This window comes from Terribacillus halophilus, assembly GCF_900101385.1.
Classification (GTDB): Bacteria; Bacillota; Bacilli; order Bacillales; family Amphibacillaceae; genus Terribacillus; species Terribacillus halophilus.
The window spans coordinates 474,396-490,985 of record NZ_FMZB01000001.1; the positions used below are offsets into that span (position 1 = coordinate 474,396).

Genomic DNA, 16,590 nt, shown 5'->3' on the forward strand with positions numbered 1-16,590 from the left:
AGAAAGTGGCGAAGAAAAGTATTTCGGTCAGGGGCGCCCGCGCCAATAACTTGAAAAATATAGATGTCGATATCCCAAAGGATAGTCTGGTCGTTTTGACCGGCCTATCCGGTTCAGGGAAATCCTCGCTAGCTTTTGATACGATCTATGCGGAAGGGCAGCGCCGTTATGTGGAATCATTATCAGCGTATGCCCGCCAGTTCCTTGGCCAGATGGACAAGCCCGACGTGGATTCGATCGAAGGTTTGTCGCCAGCTATCAGTATCGATCAGAAGACGACAAGCAAGAATCCGCGTTCCACAGTCGGGACAGTTACGGAAATTTATGATTATTTACGGCTGCTGTATGCCAGGGTTGGCCGACCGACTTGTCCGCGTCATGGAATCGAAATCAGTTCCCAGACTGTTGAACAAATGGCCGATCGAATCTTGGAATTTCCGGAGCGTTCCCGCCTGCAGGTCCTTGCCCCGGTCATCTCCGGGAAAAAAGGCGAGCATGTCAAAGTGCTCGAAAAGCTGAAGTCGGAGGGTTATATTCGTTTGCGTGTGGATGGCGAGATGGTGGAAATCACGGATGATATCAAGCTCGAGAAAACAAAGAAACATTCGATCGAAGTGGTTGTCGACCGGATCGTCATCAAAGAGGGTGTCACCGGGCGGCTGACGGATTCACTGGAGACAGCACTTACGCTTGGGGACGGACGCGTCATCGTTGATGTGATGGGGGTCGAAGAGCTTCTTTTCAGTGAGCATCATGCCTGCCCGATTTGCGGTTTCTCGATCGGGGAATTGGAACCGCGCATGTTCTCTTTCAATAATCCTTTTGGGGCTTGCCCGACTTGTGATGGACTAGGTACGAAACTGGAAGTGGATCCCGATCTGGTTATTCCGAACAAAGATCTTACCCTGCGTGATGGGGCAATAGCAGCGTGGGAACCGACGAGTTCGCAGTATTATCCAAAGCTGCTTGAAGCAGCCTGCAGCCATTTCGGCATCGATATGGATGTACCGGTCAATGAATTGCCAGAGGGACAGCTTGATATCTTGATGAACGGCAAGAAAAAGGAAAAAATCCATTTCCGTTATGAAAATGATTTTGGCCGCGTCCGTGAGAGCAATATTGAATTCGAGGGCGTATTAACTAATATAGCCCGGCGCTATCGGGAAACAACATCCGATTTCATCCGTGAACAAATGGAAAAGTATATGAATAATCGGCCTTGTCCGAAGTGTAAAGGACATCGTTTGCGTGAAGAATCGCTTGCTGTCCTCATCAACGGCCATCATATCAGCAATGTTACCGAGAAATCCGTCCTGGAAGTGAAACACTTCATGGAAGGATTGGAACTGAATGAGAAGGAAAGACAGATTGCGTTTATGATCACCAAGGAGATCATCGACAGAATCACCTTCCTGAATAACGTCGGCTTGGATTACCTGACGCTTTCTCGTTCAGCCGGCACATTGTCTGGCGGGGAAGCACAGCGTATCCGTCTTGCCACTCAAATCGGATCGGCTTTGACTGGTGTCTTGTATGTATTGGATGAACCATCCATCGGGTTGCATCAGCGAGATAATGATAGATTGATCGAAACGATGAAGCGGATGCGTGATCTTGGCAATACGCTTGTCGTGGTCGAGCATGATGAAGATACGATGATGGAGGCAGATTGGCTTATCGATGTCGGTCCTGGCGCTGGTGAGCATGGTGGACAGATTACAAGTCAGGGAACGCCTCAAAAGGTGATGAAGGATAAAAAATCCCTCACTGGCCAGTATTTGTCCGGTAAGAAATTCATCCCGCTGCCGTTTGAACGCCGTAACCCCGATAAGGACCGCACCATCGAAGTCATCGGAGCAGAAGAGAATAACTTGAAGAAAGCTTCTGCAAAAATCCCGCTGGGTCTATTCACAGCAGTGACAGGTGTATCCGGTTCCGGTAAAAGTACATTCGTCAATGAAGTCCTGCATAAAACATTGGCCCAAAAACTCAATCGGAGCAAGGTAAAGCCGGGTAAGCATAAGCAAATCAAAGGATTGGACCATCTGGACAAAGTCATCGACATTGATCAATCGCCCATCGGACGGACTCCGCGATCCAACCCGGCTACGTATACCGGGGCTTTTGATGATATCCGTGATGTGTACGCCAGCACGAATGCTGCTAAGGTTCGCGGCTATAAGAAAGGCCGCTTCAGCTTCAATGTGAAAGGCGGACGCTGTGAAGCCTGCCGCGGGGACGGTATCATCAAAATCGAGATGCATTTCCTTCCGGATGTATATGTACCATGTGAAGTTTGTCATGGGAAACGGTATAACCGGGAAACACTTGAGGTTAAATACAAAGGAAAAAGCATCGCTGATGTTTTGGATATGACAATCGAGGAAGGGTTGGAGTTCTTCTCCAATATTCCAAAAATCAAGCGCAAGCTGCAGACAATCTCAGATGTAGGGCTTGGTTATGTGAAGCTCGGACAGCCGGCCACAACGCTTTCCGGTGGGGAAGCGCAGCGTGTGAAGCTTGCCAGTGAATTGCATAAACGCAGTAATGGTAAAACATTCTATATACTGGATGAGCCGACAACTGGTTTGCATGTGGATGATATTTCTCGATTGCTGAAAGTATTGGATCGAATCGTCGAAAACGGCGACACGGTCCTTGTCATCGAGCATAATCTGGATGTCATCAAAACAGCGGATTATCTCATTGACCTGGGTCCGGAAGGCGGGGACCGCGGCGGTCAGATCGTAGCGACTGGTACCCCGGAAGAAGTGGCAGAAGTTCCTGCTTCTTACACCGGAAAATACTTGAAGCCGATTCTTGAGCGTGACCGTGAACGTACAGCAAGTCAATTGGAATATGCGACGCATGTTGCAGAACGATAAATAAGATACAGCGGGCTTTTGCTCGCTGTATTTTTCTGTCTATGCAACATGCAAAGCTTCAAATGGAGCATTACAGCAGAATTTGTAGTAAAATATTTGTTTAGATATAGCTTTGGAAGGAGCGACTTACTAGTGAAGCCGATTGATATGAATGAAGTGCAAGAACAAATAGATGCATTTGCTGGAAAAAAAGTGTTTATACATCTGGAAACGACAAATGGTGCATATGCTAATCATGTAAATGAAAAAGCGTACAATGTTGGTGCCTTTATCCGGAATGCACAGGTGACTTATGAGCATGGCAAGATCAAGGGTGCTGGAATGGCCTATCGCGTTGGATTGAAGACTGAAAACGGCTGGGTCTACGCAGAAGGTCTGAATGCATGGGAAGTGGATGATAAGAATCGGCTGCTCATGGCTGGTCATGATCGGGAAGGCCGATTGATGGTTTCATTGGAAATAAGCGAGACAGCATTCTAAGGAGGAGCAATAATCATGGAAAAACACGTAGTAGTCATCTTCCCGCATCCCGACGACGAAGCTTTCGGAGCTGCTGGTACAATTGCTAAGTTCAGACAGGAAGGTGTTCCGGTCACTTACTTGTGCGGTACATTGGGTGAAATGGGACGCAATATGGGTAACCCGACTTTCGCGACCCGGGAATCCTTGCCGGAAATCAGAAAGAAAGAGTTGCAGGATGCCTGCAAGGCAATGGATGTAGAGCTGCAAATGCTTGGTTACCGGGATAAGGTCTTGGAATTCGAGGATCTATCCAAGGTCAGCGATCATTTGAAAGGGCTTTTGGAACAGCTCAAGCCAACACTTGTCATCACACATTATCCGGAATATGCTGTCCACCCGGACCATAATGCATTGGGTGCAGCGGCCATCGATGCTGTATCACGGATGGAAGAAAGCGCACGTCCGACAGTTTGGGCACAGGCGTTCATGCGCGGTTATCAGGAGATACTCGGCAAGCCTGATGTTGTTCAGGATATCCGTCCTTTCGTCAAGACGAAGGTGAAAGCTATCCTTTGCCATACCTCCCAGGCACAAGGTGTGCTCGGTAATGTCACTGGAGCAGAGCTTACGGAAGAAAACATGGAAGCAATAGCGATGGAACATTTCAAAGAGGAGACATTCTATACTTGGAACTTCGATAACATATGATTCGTATATGTGTAAAGGAGGCTATGTATGAGAACAGAGAGAAAGAGAATTCTGAAACAGCTGGAAGAAGGAAAGCTGACTGCTGAAGAAGCGGAGCTGGAGCTGGCGGCTCTTGATGAGCGTGCTTTTGGTGCAGTGCAGAATGCGGATGAAGAGAAGGAGCCGATGGTTCAGGAGCTTGTCACAGCAGGAGAAGAGCCTAAATCACAGCGTGTCGATAAAACAGCCAAGAAAAAAGCGGTCGGTCCGAAAGTGCTGCAATATGTCCAGCAGGCTTTCACGAAGATCAAGAATGCTGACTTGGATTTGAACTTCGGCGATCATAATACAGTGGAGCATATATTTCAGGCAGATGAGACATTCGGGAAAATAGAGCTGAAAATCTATAATGGTTCCGTTACGATCAAAAGCTGGACCGAGCCGCTTGCTCGCCTGGAAACGAAAGCAAAAGTCTATCAGGAAGAAGATGAACAGGCCGCCAGAAGACGGTTCACGGATAAGGCCTATTTCGCCATTGCGGATGGCAAATTGCAATTCTCGCTGCAAGATAAACGGATCAAATCGGAAATCACCTTATATGTCCCGGAAGCGGTGTACGATGAATGTGTCGTGAAAACCTTCAATGGAACGATCCGAACGGATTCGGTGAGCAGTGTGAACATCTATTGCAAGACGACCAATGGAAGCATCGACCTCCACGGAGGCGGCGGTTCGATTGTCAGTGCCGAGACATCAAATGGCAGCATCAAGCTGAAGCAAGTGACCGCAAAGGATTTGCTTTGTGAATCTGTCAATGGCTCACTGCGGCTTGAGGGGAATTTCCGCAAGCTTGATGCCCAAACGTTCAATGGCAGTATCCATTGTGAGTGGCATAATTCAGATCCGGACAGTGCATTTTTCAAGGCGACCAATGGTAGTATCCGGTTGAAATCTTTGGCGTCCATTCCGTTGAATGGACGGATTACGACGAATATCGGCTCACTGCACTGTGATTTGGATGAGTATATCGTCATCGATGAAGCGAAGGAAGTCGTCAAGAAAGCACTTAAATTCGAAACATACCCAGCAGCACAAGAAAAGCTGCATTTAGAAGCGAATACGAAAACCGGTTCGGTGTGGGTGCTTCCATAACATGCTAAGATGGGTTTTGACACTATTGCTGAATAGCGTGTCATTGATAATCGTCAGCCGCATATTCGACTCCTTTTATATAGAGGGCTTCGGGACTGCCATCCTGGCAAGTTTCATCCTGTCGATTTTGAATCTCCTTGTCCGGCCGGTGCTGATTGTCTTGACGCTGCCGTTGACTGCGTTGACGTTTGGCCTGTTCTTATTTGTCATCAATGCCATCACTTTGATGATCACACAAGGTTTGATCGGGGAGAATTTCATAATCGATGGTTTCGGGACAGCAATCATTGCAGCAATCATACTTGCCTTGCTGAACCTCGTCCTGAACTGGCTCATCCGGGATCGGATCACAAAATGAAAAATAGCCTTGCAGTGAAATGCTGCAGGGCCTTTTTCATGCCTAGGTATCTATCTTTTCAGGAAGTATGCTAGAATAAACAAGAATTGTTAGGATGGAGGGTTATTATGGCAAAAGTAGTCATTCAGGATTTATTGGATCGTTTCAATCTGGAATTGCTGACTGGGGATACAGGCGTACAACGTGAAATTTTCATGAGTGATATCTCCCGTCCTGGTATAGAGTTGACAGGTTATTTTAAATATTATCCGAAAGATCGGCTGCAGCTGTTCGGCAAAACGGAGCTCTCCTTTCTGGAGGAGCTGACAAGCGAACAGAAGCAAGAGCGGTTTGAGGAGATTTGCTCGGATATCACACCAGGTCTGATCATTACAAGAGGTCAGGAAGTGCCATCGGAAATGAAGGAAGCAGCGGAGGCTGCTGGTGTTCCGATTTTACGGTCGCCACACAAGACGACGCGTGTCATCAGCCGGATCACGAATTTCCTGGAGGCAAAATTTGCACCGTTCACGGCAGTCCACGGGGTATTGGTTGATATCTACGGAATCGGAATCTTGATTACCGGGCAGAGCGGCGTCGGAAAAAGTGAAACAGCGTTGGAGCTCGTCAAGCGCGGACACCGTCTCGTTGCTGATGACAGTGTGGAGATCCGGCAGGAGGATTATGATACGCTCATTGGAAATTCGCCTTCTTTGATCGAGCATTTACTGGAAATCCGGGGCTTGGGCATCATCAATGTGATGACGCTGTTTGGAGCAGGGGCAGTACGCAGCCACAAGAAGATTTCCATCGTCATCAATCTGGAAACTTGGGATCAATCGAAACAATATGATCGAGTTGGACTGGATGAAGATACGATGAAAATCATGGATGTGAATGTACCGAAAATGACGGTTCCTGTACGTCCGGGACGTAATTTGGCAGTCATCATCGAGGTAGCTGCCATGAACTTCCGTCTGAAACGGATGGGTGTGAATGCGGCAGAGGAATTCTCACAGCGCCTGACGAAAATGATAGAAACAGGAAAAGACAATGAGGGAGATATGACGGATGGAAATGTGTGAAGCACAACCGTTGAACCGGGTATTTCTACAGCTTGGTTCGGTGTCGATCTACTGGTATGGCGTCATCATTGCAGTCGGTGCAGCCCTTGGATTGTGGCTGGCTATCCGCGAATCAAAAAAGCGCGGATTACATAAAGATACGTTTGTTGATTTCCTTGTATTCGCGATTCCAGCAGCTATCATTAGTGCTCGAATTTATTATGTCTCGTTTGAATGGGAAAACTATGCTGATGGTCCATTTTGGAAGGTATTCGCCATTTGGGAAGGCGGTATCGCCATCCATGGGGCATTAATCGGAGCTATCCTTACAGCCATCATCTTCTGTCGTGTGAAGAAGGTATCGTTCTGGAAGCTGGCAGATATTGCAGCACCAAGCTTGATACTTGCCCAGGGAATCGGCCGCTGGGGCAATTTCATGAACCAAGAAGCCCATGGAGGCGCTGTTTCAGCAGATGCATACCAGAATTTCATTCAGTATTTGCCCGATTTCATCAATAACCAAATGTGTATCGATGGGGTGCTCTATCATCCGACATTCTTGTATGAATCACTATGGAATGTTCTTGGTTTCCTCATCTTGCTCCTTTTGCGCAGAGTGAATTTGAAACGCGGCGAAATGTTCTTGTTCTACCTTATTTGGTATAGTTTCGGACGCTACTTCATTGAAGGGATGCGGACGGATAGTCTAGTGGCTGATGGTTTGCGGGCGGCACAGATTGTCTCGATTTCGGCCATCGTCATCGCGGTGATCATCATCATCATCCGACGCCTCCCGGGGGCGAAAACACCTCGTTATAAAGATAAGAAATAGGAAAGGGCGAGTGCGATTATGGCAATCACGACATTGTTATTTGACCTTGATGGAACACTGATCGATTCGAATAGTCTGATTTTGGCATCTTATACAGCAACACTGGAGCAATATACGGGTCGGATCTATGAGCGGGAGGAGTTGCTTCCATTCATCGGTCCGCCGCTGAAGGATGTCTTTGAGAATATCGACGCAAACAGAGCGGAAGAAATGATCGCAGCTTATCGGAAGCATAATCTAGAGCATCATGATGCTTATGTAGAGGCTTATCCATATGTGACTGAAACATTGCAGCAGCTCAAACAGGCTGGTTTTAAGCTTGGCATCGTAACGACGAAGATGCGGGACACAGCAGAACGAGGTCTTCGCGTATGCGGTCTTGGAGGATTGTTTGATGCCGTGATTGGGTATGATGATATCGAACATGCAAAACCGCATCCGGAGCCAGTTTTGAAAGGGCTCGAAGCGCTCGGCAGTGTTCCGGGGGAAGCAATCATGATTGGAGACAATTATCATGATATCGAGTCAGGTAAGAATGCCGGTACAAAAACTGCTGGAGTGGCTTGGTCGATCAAGGGAAAACAATCCCTGCTTCCTTATGGACCGGATTATATGCTGGAAGATATCCGTGATTTATTTGATATCGTAAAGGAAGACGCGCATGCGGAAAACGGAAAGCTATCCCGTTAAAGGATCTAATTCACTTTGGCAGTTATATAAAACGATCCCTTTTTGGAAAGTAGCCAAGAATTTCGTGATTGTCCAAATTGGCCGTTATACGCCTTTTCTTGGTTTGAAAAACAAATTGTATCGATTCTTTCTCAAAATGAAGATAGGTAAAGAATCAGCATTAGCCGTCATGGTCGTTCCTGATTTCCTGTACCCCGAACGGATCACGATTGGGAAAAACACCATCATCGGCTATAATACCACCATCCTTGCCCATGAATACTTGACGAATGAATACCGGCTTGGAGATGTCATCATCGGGGATAATGTAATGGTGGGAGCCAATACGACGATTCTGCCGGGAGTTACGATTGGAGATGGAGCGGTCATTTCCGCTGCCACGCTTGTTCATCGGGATGTGCCTCCTGGTGCAATGGTCGGCGGAAATCCGATGCAAATGATTTATACAGCAGAACAACGACAGGACAAGCAGACAACCTAGTGTGTCTGCTTGTTTCATAAGGAGGTAAAGAATGGATTTAGGACAACGGATTTTACCTGCAGCCCGAAATGAGCGGGATTTCGATGAATTGCTTCAGCGGGAGGATATGCAGATGATGGTCTTGCTTGAAACAAGGATCGCCCAGCTTCCATCGCAGATCAAATATGCCAAAAAAGCAGGTAAGAAAGTGTTTCTTCATGTTGATTTGATACAGGGACTGAAAACGGACGACGCCGGGATGGACTTTGTCTGCCAGCGTCTGAAACCGGATGGTGTCATATCGACAAGGACGAATGTCATCAATGCAGCTAAAAAATATAAGATAACTGCTGTCCAGCGGCTGTTTTTGATTGATGGTCATGCACTTGATCATAATCTTTCACTGGTTAAGAAAACACAGCCCGACTATATCGAAGTACTGCCGGGGTTAATTCCTCATATGATAAAAGAAGTATCCGAGAAAGTGGGCGTTCCCGTCATCGCTGGCGGCCTAATTCGCACCCCGGAAGATGTGGATGCCGCGCTGGAAGCGGGGGCGACAGCGGTTTCAACTTCTAAAAAAAGTTTATGGTAAGTCCTTGACACCGCTTTCAATTAGGTGTAAAGTCTACCTATAAGTTAATATCAATGATCGGAGATACGGAGAATCCATTACCTTTTTAGTACACGCTGGGCGGTTACTATGTTATATTAGGTAATGGATTTTTCTAATCCAAAAGACAGCGCTTCCTTAATAATATTTTTAGGTTGAATGTAGCTATTTTTATGATTCTGCAAAAGTGCGGTTATTTTGGATGCTTTATGAAAGCGCTCTCCGAAAAATTCTATCAATAAAGGGGACAATCACAATGAGTATCTTCACAGCCGAAACGATTGGCACAATGGTACTAATACTCTTCGGTGGGGGAGTAGTTGCAGTAAGTAACTTAAGCAAGTCCAAAGGTGAGGGCTCAGGCTGGATTGTAATTACAATTGCTTGGGGTCTTGCAGTAGCGATGGGAGCGTACGCTGTAGGCGGTTTTTCAGGAGCGCATTTAAACCCTGCTGTGACACTGGGATTGGCGATTAAAGGGGATATCGGCTGGAATGTAGTTCCGGAGTACCTTGCTGGTGAAATGCTTGGAGCATTCTTGGGCGCTGTACTTGTATTCCTTGTCTATTTGCCGCACTGGGCGAAAACGTCCGATCCAATGGCAAAACTTTCCGTTTTCTCGACAGATCCTGCAATTGATAGTCCAATTTCGAACTTGCTGACAGAAATCATTGGCACTTTCATCCTAATGCTTGGTATTCTATTCATTGGAGGCAACTCTTTAGCAGAAGGAATCAATCCATTAATTACAGGCTTACTCATCGTTGTTATCGGGATGGCGCTTGGCGGTCCGACAGGATATGCGATCAACCCAGCCCGTGATTTAGGTCCGCGTATCGCTCATGCATTGCTGCCGATTCCGGGCAAAGGTTCTTCCAACTGGAAGTATGCGTGGGTTCCAGTAGTAGGTCCATTGCTTGGCGGAGCGTACGGTGCATATTTCTATATCGGATTTTTCATGGAAGACTTGCAAGTAGGTTTCTGGATTTTATCTGCTGTACTATTAGTAATCATTATCGCTGCAGTTCGAGGGGAACTTGTAAAAGCAAACGCAGAAGCAGCTGCGAATAATGGTGTAAAAACGAGGGGGATTAAGTAATGGAAAAATTTATCATGGCACTTGACCAAGGTACAACAAGTTCACGCGCTATTCTTTTCAACCAAAATGGCGACATCGTGGAAACTGCACAGATGGAATTCGAGCAGTTCTTCCCGCAATCAGGCTGGGTAGAGCATGACGCCAACGAAATCTGGACATCCATTTCTGCTTGTATGGCAGAAGTACTTCGTAAAGCGGACATCGACGCTAAACAAGTAGCGGCGATCGGTATTACGAACCAGCGTGAAACGACAGTGGTTTGGGATAAGAACACTGGCCGTCCGATTCATAAAGCAATCGTGTGGCAATCCCGTCAGACAGCTGATATCGTCAATGACTTGATTGAAAAAGGTCATAATGATTTGTTCCGTGAGAAGACTGGTTTGCTATTGGATGCTTACTTCTCTGGTACAAAAGTCAAATGGATCTTGGATAACGTCGAAGGCGCGCGTGAGAAAGCAGAGAACGGCGATTTGTTGTTCGGTACCATCGATACTTGGCTTGTTTATAAGCTATCCGGAGGCAGAGCACACGTAACGGATTATTCCAACGCAGCTCGCACATTGATGTACAACATCCATGAGCTTAAATGGGATGAGGAATTGCTTGAGATCCTGGATGTGCCGAAAAACATGCTTCCGGAAGTAAAACCTTCTTCAGAAGTGTACGCTCAAACGATCGACTATCATTTCTTCGGTGAAGAAGTACCAATCGCAGGTATCGCAGGTGACCAGCACGCTGCTCTATTCGGTCAAGCTTGCTATGAGCCGGGTATGGTGAAAAATACTTACGGAACAGGCTGCTTCGTCCTTATGCATACAGGCGAGGAAGCTGTAAAATCAGATCATGGCCTGTTGACAACGATCGCTTGGGGACTTGACGGCAAAGTGGAATACGCGCTGGAAGGAAGTATCTTCGTAGCAGGTTCTGCTGTCCAGTGGCTCCGTGACGGTTTGAAGATCATCGAATCTTCTCCTGAAAGTGAAAAACTTGCGACAAGTGTTACAGACAGCGGCGGCGTTTATGTAGTCCCTGCCTTCGTAGGACTAGGTACGCCTTATTGGGATAGTGATGCACGCGGTGCGATGTTCGGTATCACACGCGGCACGACAAGCGCGCATATCACACGTGCGACATTGGAATCCCTTGCTTTCCAATCCAAGGATGTCGTCGATGCAATGATCGAGGATTCCGGTATCGATGTGAAACAGCTTCGCGTCGATGGCGGCGTCGTGAAAAACGATTTCCTTATGCAGTTCCAAAGCGATATGCTTGATGTAGACGTAGAACGTCCAGTCATCCAGGAGACAACAGCATTAGGTGCTGCCTACTTGGCTGGTTTAGCGGTCGGCTATTGGGAAAGCCGCGAAGCGATCGCCAACAAATGGCAGATCGACCGTACGTTCAAGCCAAACCGCTCCAAAGAAGAAAAAGACCAGCTCTACGCAGGCTGGAAAAAAGCTGTGGAAGCTACACGTACTTTCAAGTAATATAACTTTTCAAATCGGGCTGGGCATGTTATACTGAATTCACAAGTTAATGATTCGGCCCGAGACATTGGAGAGACCGCGAATATCTATACATTGTATGGATTATTTGTGGTCTCTTTCTGTTTTCTATACATGACTTCTACTCTAATGGGGTATAGAAATATAAGAGCGCTGAATCTAAAAAGGAGTGTTCAAGCATGACTGTTTTCTCTAGTAAAAAGCGTAACGAAATTTATTCGAATTTAACTGATAAACCATTGGATGTTCTTGTAATCGGTGGTGGAATCACTGGTTCTGGTATCTCCCTTGACGCAAGATTGCGTGGAATGAACGTAGGTCTTGTAGAAATGCAGGACTTCGCAGCAGGTACTTCATCCCGTTCAACGAAATTGGTTCACGGTGGTTTGCGCTACTTGAAACAATTCGAAGTCAAAATGGTTGCAGAAGTAGGTAAAGAACGTGAAATCGTATATGAAAATGGCCCTCACGTCACAACACCTGAATGGATGCTGCTTCCTTTCCACAAAGGCGGTACTTTTGGTCCGTTCACAACTAACATCGGTTTGCGCGTCTATGACTTTCTTGCGGGTGTTAAAAAAGCTGAACGTCGTACAATGCTGAAAACCGATGAAGTATTGGAAAGAGAGCCGCTTGTCAAATCAGAAGGCTTGCTTGGCGGCGGACGTTATGTGGAATACAAAACAGACGATGCCCGCTTGACATTGGAAGTTTTGAAAAAAGCAGTTGAAAAAGGTGTCAATGCGATCAACTATACGAAAGTTATCGAGTTCATCTATGATGCTGGCGGTAAAGTGACAGGTGTTGTAGCAGAAGACCTTACAACTGGTGAAAAACACCGTATCTTCGCGAAGAAAATCGTCAATGCCGGCGGTCCATGGGTAGATACGCTCCGTGAAAAAGACGGCTCTAAAAAAGGCAAAACTTTGCATCTTACAAAAGGTGTTCACTTGGTATTCGATGGACAACGCTTCCCATTGCGCCAAGCGGTATACTTCGATACACCAGATGGCCGGATGGTATTCGCGATTCCGCGTGAAGGCAAAACATATGTCGGTACAACAGATACCACTTACAAAGGCGATATCAAGCACCCAGTTATGACTGTTGAGGATCGTGATTATATCATCGACTCCATCAACTACATGTTCCCGACTGTAGAAATCACAAAAGATGATGTGGAATCCAGCTGGGCTGGTCTTCGTCCGCTGATTCAAGAAGAAGGCAAGAAACCAGGCGAGATTTCCCGTAAAGATGAGATCTTCGTTTCTGACAGCGGTTTGATTTCCATGGCTGGCGGTAAGCTGACTGGTTACCGTAAAATGGCGATTGAAGCGGTGGATCTTGTTGCTAAACAGTTCAAGGAAGAAGAAGGCATTCTTTACTCCCAAGCTGATACGAAAAACCTGCCAATTTCCGGTGGGGAAGTAGGCGGATCCAAAGGATTCGAGCGTTTCAAAGAGCGTAAAGTGGATGAAGGGAAAGCCATCGGTCTTTCTGCTGAAGACGCACTTAAGATGGTAAGCCGTTACGGAGCGAACGTTGATAAAGTCTTCGAACGTTTCGAAACATTGAAGGATGAAGCGAAAGCTGCCAACATTGATGTACTTGTCTTCGCACAGCTTCGTTATGCAATCGAAGAAGAACTTGCATACAAACCAGTCGATTTCTTTGTTCGACGCACAGGCGCATTGCTGTTCAACATCGACTTCGTTCACACGTACAAAGATGCAGTCATCGATTACATGGCTGAAACATTGGGTTATTCTGCTGAGCAAAAAGCTGAATATACGCGTGAACTGGACGTTTTGGCAAAAGAAGCAGTTGTACCGGTTAAAGAAGACGACTTACAAACTGTTTAATCAGTCATCCAGGAGACTGTTTCCCTTAGGGGGAACAGTCTTTTTTTCTTAAGGTGTAGGACCGGATGTGGAAATATGATATACTTCATGGGATATCTAATGCAGTAGGAGGAAACAAATGCAAACGCTGGAACCAGCAGAGCAGCAGGCACGACCGACTAACATCATCCCCTTCATACCGGAAGGAGATTTCTATTATACAAAAGGCATCGAGGCCTATCGGAACGGTAAGCTGGATAAAGCTATGAAATGGCTTGAAAAAGCGATTGAAAAAGAACCGACGGAAGTGATCTATCACTGCCAGAAGTCGGTTATTTTTACGGAATTGGGTTCGTTTCATAAGGCGATCTATATTCTTGATGACATTATCAAAGAGCACGGTGACAGCTATGCCGAATGCTTTTATATGCTTGCTTATAATTACTCCAAACTTGGTTATATGCATGAGGCAGAGAAGTTCGCCAACTTGTACCTGGAGATGGATCCGGAAGGGGATTTCCATCAGCAGGCCGAGGAACTGCTGACATATGTCGAAGCTGAGGAAGAGGACGATGAGCTATGGACAACAGAGGAAGAAGATGAGCTCATCATGTTCCAGGAGTCGGCTTTTTACTATTTGGAGCGGGAAGAATGGCAATTCGCCTTGCCTATCCTGGAGGAAATGATGAGCATGTTCCCTGAACATATGCTGGCAAAGCATGAGTATGCTAGGGCCCTTTTCTACACTGGGAATCAGAAAGAAGCAATACGAATGGAAGAGGAGCATTTGGAGAGTGAGCATGTCTCTGTCTATACGCATGTGAATCTGGCTGTGTTTTATCATGATATGCGCTGTTATGATCAACGAGACGAGCATCTTCGCCTGCTTCGGAATATTTTCCCGATTCATGAAGAGCAGCATTTGCGCATCGCATGCGCTTTTTCCATGACTGGTTATTACGATGATGCGGTGGATCGCTTCCTCCATCTGGATAAAAGACGCGTGAAAGGACATGCTTCCTATTATAAGTGGTTCAGTTTGGCGGCGAAGAAGGCCGGTAACGGAGAATATGCCGAAAAGTTGTGGCAGGAAGGAAGCCGCAGATTCAACCATTTGAATAAAGACGATTTTTACTGGCTTTCCTGAAGCGATAGGCAGAAAGATGGACGTTACAGAAAGAATCTTATATGCTAACGAGTAGAGATAATGACTGATATATAGATGAAAGGGGTTCTTTGTATGACGGAAGAGAGAATTTATGACGTAATCATTGCAGGTGCGGGGCCGGCTGGCATGACAGCAGCGGTTTACGCTTCCCGTGCAAATCTTGATACACTAATGATCGAAAGAGGTATACCAGGCGGTCAGATGGCGAATACGGAGGATGTGGAAAACTATCCTGGTTATGATTCCATCCTGGGACCGGATCTTTCCAATAAAATGTTTGAGCATGCGAAAAAATTCGGTGCGGAATATGCTTACGGCGACATCAAAGAAGTAAAAGACGGCAAGGAATACAAAACGATCATCGCCGGCAATAAGGAATTTAAAACACGTGCACTTATCATTACTACTGGTGCGAAGTGGAAAAAACTTGGAGTACCTGGAGAAGATGAATTGAGCGGACGAGGCGTTTCCTATTGTGCCGTTTGTGATGGTGCGTTCTTTAAGAACCGTGAACTGATCGTAGTTGGCGGCGGGGATTCAGCTGTCGAGGAAGGTGTTTACCTGACTCGTTTCGCTGAGAAGGTTACAATCGTACACCGCCGTGACAAATTACGTGCACAGCCTATCCTGCAGCAGCGTGCCATCGCGAATGAAAAAGTCGATTTCATTTGGGACACGACTGTCGAGGAAATCAATGGCGAAAATAATAAAGTTTCCAGTGTGACACTGTTAAACCAGCGCACCGGTGAGAAATATGAAAAATCAGCGGATGGGGTGTTCATCTACATCGGTATGGTGCCGCTTAGCGAGCCTTTCGAATCCCTTGGCATCACCAATGAACTTGGCTATATCCACACGAATGACCGGATGGAAACCAATGTACCTGGAATTTTTGCTGCTGGAGATATTCGTGACAAAGAACTTCGACAAATCGTGACAGCAACAGGGGATGGCAGTATCGCAGCCCAATCAGCGCAAGCATATATAGAAAGTTTGAAAGAAGAGTTGGACGCAATCGGTAAATAAGCGGCCAGGCTTCTCCTTGTAAATGATTCTTAATGCTGCTGTAACACGGGCGACATAATCATTTGCTATACTGGATTTAACTAATTGACCCCCTTTTAATAGATAAATTAGTTATTGGCATAGGTGCCTCTGCACCTATGCATTTTTTTGTTTTTTGGGGGAAACGGCGATTATTGGCAAAGATTCGGGAAACATATTACTGTTTGAAGCGAAACAGAAATAGTATAATATAGAGTGATGTGTAAAACGAATCGACATGTCCACTTACACAGAGAAAGAGGTGGAAGCATGCAACGTGTTGCAAACTGCATCTTGGCAGTTGATGATAAAGTTCTTTTATTGAAGAAACCAAGTAAAGGCTGGTACTCGGCGCCCGGCGGAAAAATGGAGCTGGGAGAGTCCGTCAAGGAAACCGCTGTCCGGGAGTTCTGGGAAGAAACAGGACTGACTGTACATGAACCAGAGCTTCGCGGTACGTTTACTTTTGTTATAAAGAAAGATGAGAAAGTCGTACATGAATGGATGATGTTCACCTTCTTCGCGGAAGCATACACTGGTGAATTGCTTGAAGTTAGCCAGGAAGGCAAGCTGGAATGGGTAGATATCAAGAATATCAAGCATTTGCCGATGGCAGAGGGAGATCGGGATATATTCGCACATATGTTCAGCACCGATGAGCCATTATTCGGCACATTCGTCTACACAGAGGATCGACAGCTGCTGCAGTCGAAGCTGGATCCGAAGACACCAGAATAAAACGGGGGAT

At 46.3% G+C, this 16,590-nt stretch carries 16 protein-coding genes; all 16 read left to right on the forward strand.

Annotated elements, in window-relative coordinates:
* The first annotated feature begins 5 nt into the window (after positions 1 to 5).
* The 16 genes from uvrA (at position 6) to BLQ53_RS02270 (ending at position 16,580) form a co-directional block, all read left to right on the forward strand.
* Complete coding sequence (uvrA, locus tag BLQ53_RS02195) at positions 6 to 2,885, forward strand: excinuclease ABC subunit UvrA (RefSeq protein WP_093725553.1); 2,880 nt, start codon at positions 6 to 8, stop codon at positions 2,883 to 2,885.
* A 132-nt stretch (positions 2,886 to 3,017) separates the two neighbouring features.
* The gene (locus BLQ53_RS02200) at positions 3,018 to 3,365 is read left to right on the forward strand and encodes a YojF family protein (protein WP_093725555.1); all 348 of its coding nucleotides are present in this window, start codon (positions 3,018 to 3,020) and stop codon (positions 3,363 to 3,365) included.
* Between the two features lie 15 nt (positions 3,366 to 3,380).
* Complete coding sequence (gene bshB2, locus BLQ53_RS02205; RefSeq protein ID WP_093725557.1) at positions 3,381 to 4,055, forward strand: bacillithiol biosynthesis deacetylase BshB2; 675 nt, start codon at positions 3,381 to 3,383, stop codon at positions 4,053 to 4,055.
* Positions 4,056 to 4,082: 27 nt separating this feature from the next.
* Complete coding sequence (locus tag BLQ53_RS02210) at positions 4,083 to 5,186, forward strand: DUF4097 family beta strand repeat-containing protein (protein WP_093725559.1); 1,104 nt, start codon at positions 4,083 to 4,085, stop codon at positions 5,184 to 5,186.
* A gap of 1 nt (position 5,187) precedes the next feature.
* Positions 5,188 to 5,544, forward strand: coding sequence for a phage holin family protein (locus tag BLQ53_RS02215; RefSeq protein ID WP_093725561.1), 357 nt, complete (start codon positions 5,188 to 5,190; stop codon positions 5,542 to 5,544).
* A gap of 107 nt (positions 5,545 to 5,651) precedes the next feature.
* The gene (gene hprK / locus BLQ53_RS02220; protein WP_139180829.1) at positions 5,652 to 6,608 is read left to right on the forward strand and encodes an HPr(Ser) kinase/phosphatase; all 957 of its coding nucleotides are present in this window, start codon (positions 5,652 to 5,654) and stop codon (positions 6,606 to 6,608) included.
* Complete coding sequence (gene lgt, locus BLQ53_RS02225) at positions 6,595 to 7,419, forward strand: prolipoprotein diacylglyceryl transferase (protein ID WP_425288274.1); 825 nt, start codon at positions 6,595 to 6,597, stop codon at positions 7,417 to 7,419. The genes hprK and lgt overlap by 14 nt, the downstream gene beginning before the upstream one ends.
* Before the next feature lie 18 nt (positions 7,420 to 7,437).
* The gene (ppaX, locus tag BLQ53_RS02230; RefSeq protein ID WP_093725563.1) at positions 7,438 to 8,109 is read left to right on the forward strand and encodes a pyrophosphatase PpaX; all 672 of its coding nucleotides are present in this window, start codon (positions 7,438 to 7,440) and stop codon (positions 8,107 to 8,109) included.
* The gene (locus BLQ53_RS02235; RefSeq protein WP_093725565.1) at positions 8,081 to 8,590 is read left to right on the forward strand and encodes an acyltransferase; all 510 of its coding nucleotides are present in this window, start codon (positions 8,081 to 8,083) and stop codon (positions 8,588 to 8,590) included. Before ppaX ends, BLQ53_RS02235 begins: the two co-directional genes overlap by 29 nt.
* Before the next feature lie 31 nt (positions 8,591 to 8,621).
* Complete coding sequence (locus BLQ53_RS02240; protein ID WP_093725567.1) at positions 8,622 to 9,164, forward strand: glycerol-3-phosphate responsive antiterminator; 543 nt, start codon at positions 8,622 to 8,624, stop codon at positions 9,162 to 9,164.
* Positions 9,165 to 9,438: 274 nt separating this feature from the next.
* Positions 9,439 to 10,281 (forward strand): MIP/aquaporin family protein, encoded by an 843-nt coding sequence (locus BLQ53_RS02245; RefSeq protein WP_093725569.1) that lies wholly within the window; start codon positions 9,439 to 9,441, stop codon positions 10,279 to 10,281.
* Entirely contained in the window at positions 10,281 to 11,771 is a 1,491-nt protein-coding gene (gene glpK, locus BLQ53_RS02250; RefSeq protein WP_093725571.1) for a glycerol kinase GlpK, read from the forward strand. The genes BLQ53_RS02245 and glpK overlap by 1 nt, the downstream gene beginning before the upstream one ends.
* Positions 11,772 to 11,968: 197 nt before the next feature.
* Complete coding sequence (locus BLQ53_RS02255; RefSeq protein WP_093725573.1) at positions 11,969 to 13,651, forward strand: glycerol-3-phosphate dehydrogenase/oxidase; 1,683 nt, start codon at positions 11,969 to 11,971, stop codon at positions 13,649 to 13,651.
* A 118-nt stretch (positions 13,652 to 13,769) separates the two neighbouring features.
* Entirely contained in the window at positions 13,770 to 14,777 is a 1,008-nt protein-coding gene (locus tag BLQ53_RS02260; protein ID WP_093725575.1) for a tetratricopeptide repeat protein, read from the forward strand.
* A gap of 93 nt (positions 14,778 to 14,870) precedes the next feature.
* Positions 14,871 to 15,824, forward strand: a complete 954-nt coding sequence (gene trxB / locus BLQ53_RS02265) for a thioredoxin-disulfide reductase (RefSeq protein ID WP_093725577.1) — start codon at positions 14,871 to 14,873, stop codon at positions 15,822 to 15,824.
* Positions 15,825 to 16,112: 288 nt separating this feature from the next.
* Positions 16,113 to 16,580: an NUDIX hydrolase gene (locus tag BLQ53_RS02270; protein WP_093725579.1), complete on the forward strand. Its 468-nt coding sequence runs from the start codon at positions 16,113 to 16,115 to the stop codon at positions 16,578 to 16,580.
* Positions 16,581 to 16,590: the final 10 nt, after the last annotated feature.

What these genes read in the sequence shown, in the direction of transcription:
- bshB2 (WP_093725557.1), top strand. Translation starts at nt 3,381, where the DNA reads ATGGAAAAACACGTAGTAGTCATCTTCCCGCATCCCGACGACGAAGCT.
- BLQ53_RS02210 (WP_093725559.1), top strand. Translation starts at nt 4,083, where the DNA reads ATGAGAACAGAGAGAAAGAGAATTCTGAAACAGCTGGAAGAAGGAAAG.
- BLQ53_RS02215 (WP_093725561.1), top strand. Translation starts at nt 5,188, where the DNA reads ATGCTAAGATGGGTTTTGACACTATTGCTGAATAGCGTGTCATTGATA.
- hprK (WP_139180829.1), top strand. Translation starts at nt 5,652, where the DNA reads ATGGCAAAAGTAGTCATTCAGGATTTATTGGATCGTTTCAATCTGGAA.
- lgt (WP_425288274.1), top strand. Translation starts at nt 6,595, where the DNA reads ATGGAAATGTGTGAAGCACAACCGTTGAACCGGGTATTTCTACAGCTT.
- ppaX (WP_093725563.1), top strand. Translation starts at nt 7,438, where the DNA reads ATGGCAATCACGACATTGTTATTTGACCTTGATGGAACACTGATCGAT.
- BLQ53_RS02235 (WP_093725565.1), top strand. Translation starts at nt 8,081, where the DNA reads ATGCGGAAAACGGAAAGCTATCCCGTTAAAGGATCTAATTCACTTTGG.
- BLQ53_RS02240 (WP_093725567.1), top strand. Translation starts at nt 8,622, where the DNA reads ATGGATTTAGGACAACGGATTTTACCTGCAGCCCGAAATGAGCGGGAT.
- BLQ53_RS02245 (WP_093725569.1), top strand. Translation starts at nt 9,439, where the DNA reads ATGAGTATCTTCACAGCCGAAACGATTGGCACAATGGTACTAATACTC.
- glpK (WP_093725571.1), top strand. Translation starts at nt 10,281, where the DNA reads ATGGAAAAATTTATCATGGCACTTGACCAAGGTACAACAAGTTCACGC.
- BLQ53_RS02255 (WP_093725573.1), top strand. Translation starts at nt 11,969, where the DNA reads ATGACTGTTTTCTCTAGTAAAAAGCGTAACGAAATTTATTCGAATTTA.
- BLQ53_RS02260 (WP_093725575.1), top strand. Translation starts at nt 13,770, where the DNA reads ATGCAAACGCTGGAACCAGCAGAGCAGCAGGCACGACCGACTAACATC.
- trxB (WP_093725577.1), top strand. Translation starts at nt 14,871, where the DNA reads ATGACGGAAGAGAGAATTTATGACGTAATCATTGCAGGTGCGGGGCCG.
- BLQ53_RS02270 (WP_093725579.1), top strand. Translation starts at nt 16,113, where the DNA reads ATGCAACGTGTTGCAAACTGCATCTTGGCAGTTGATGATAAAGTTCTT.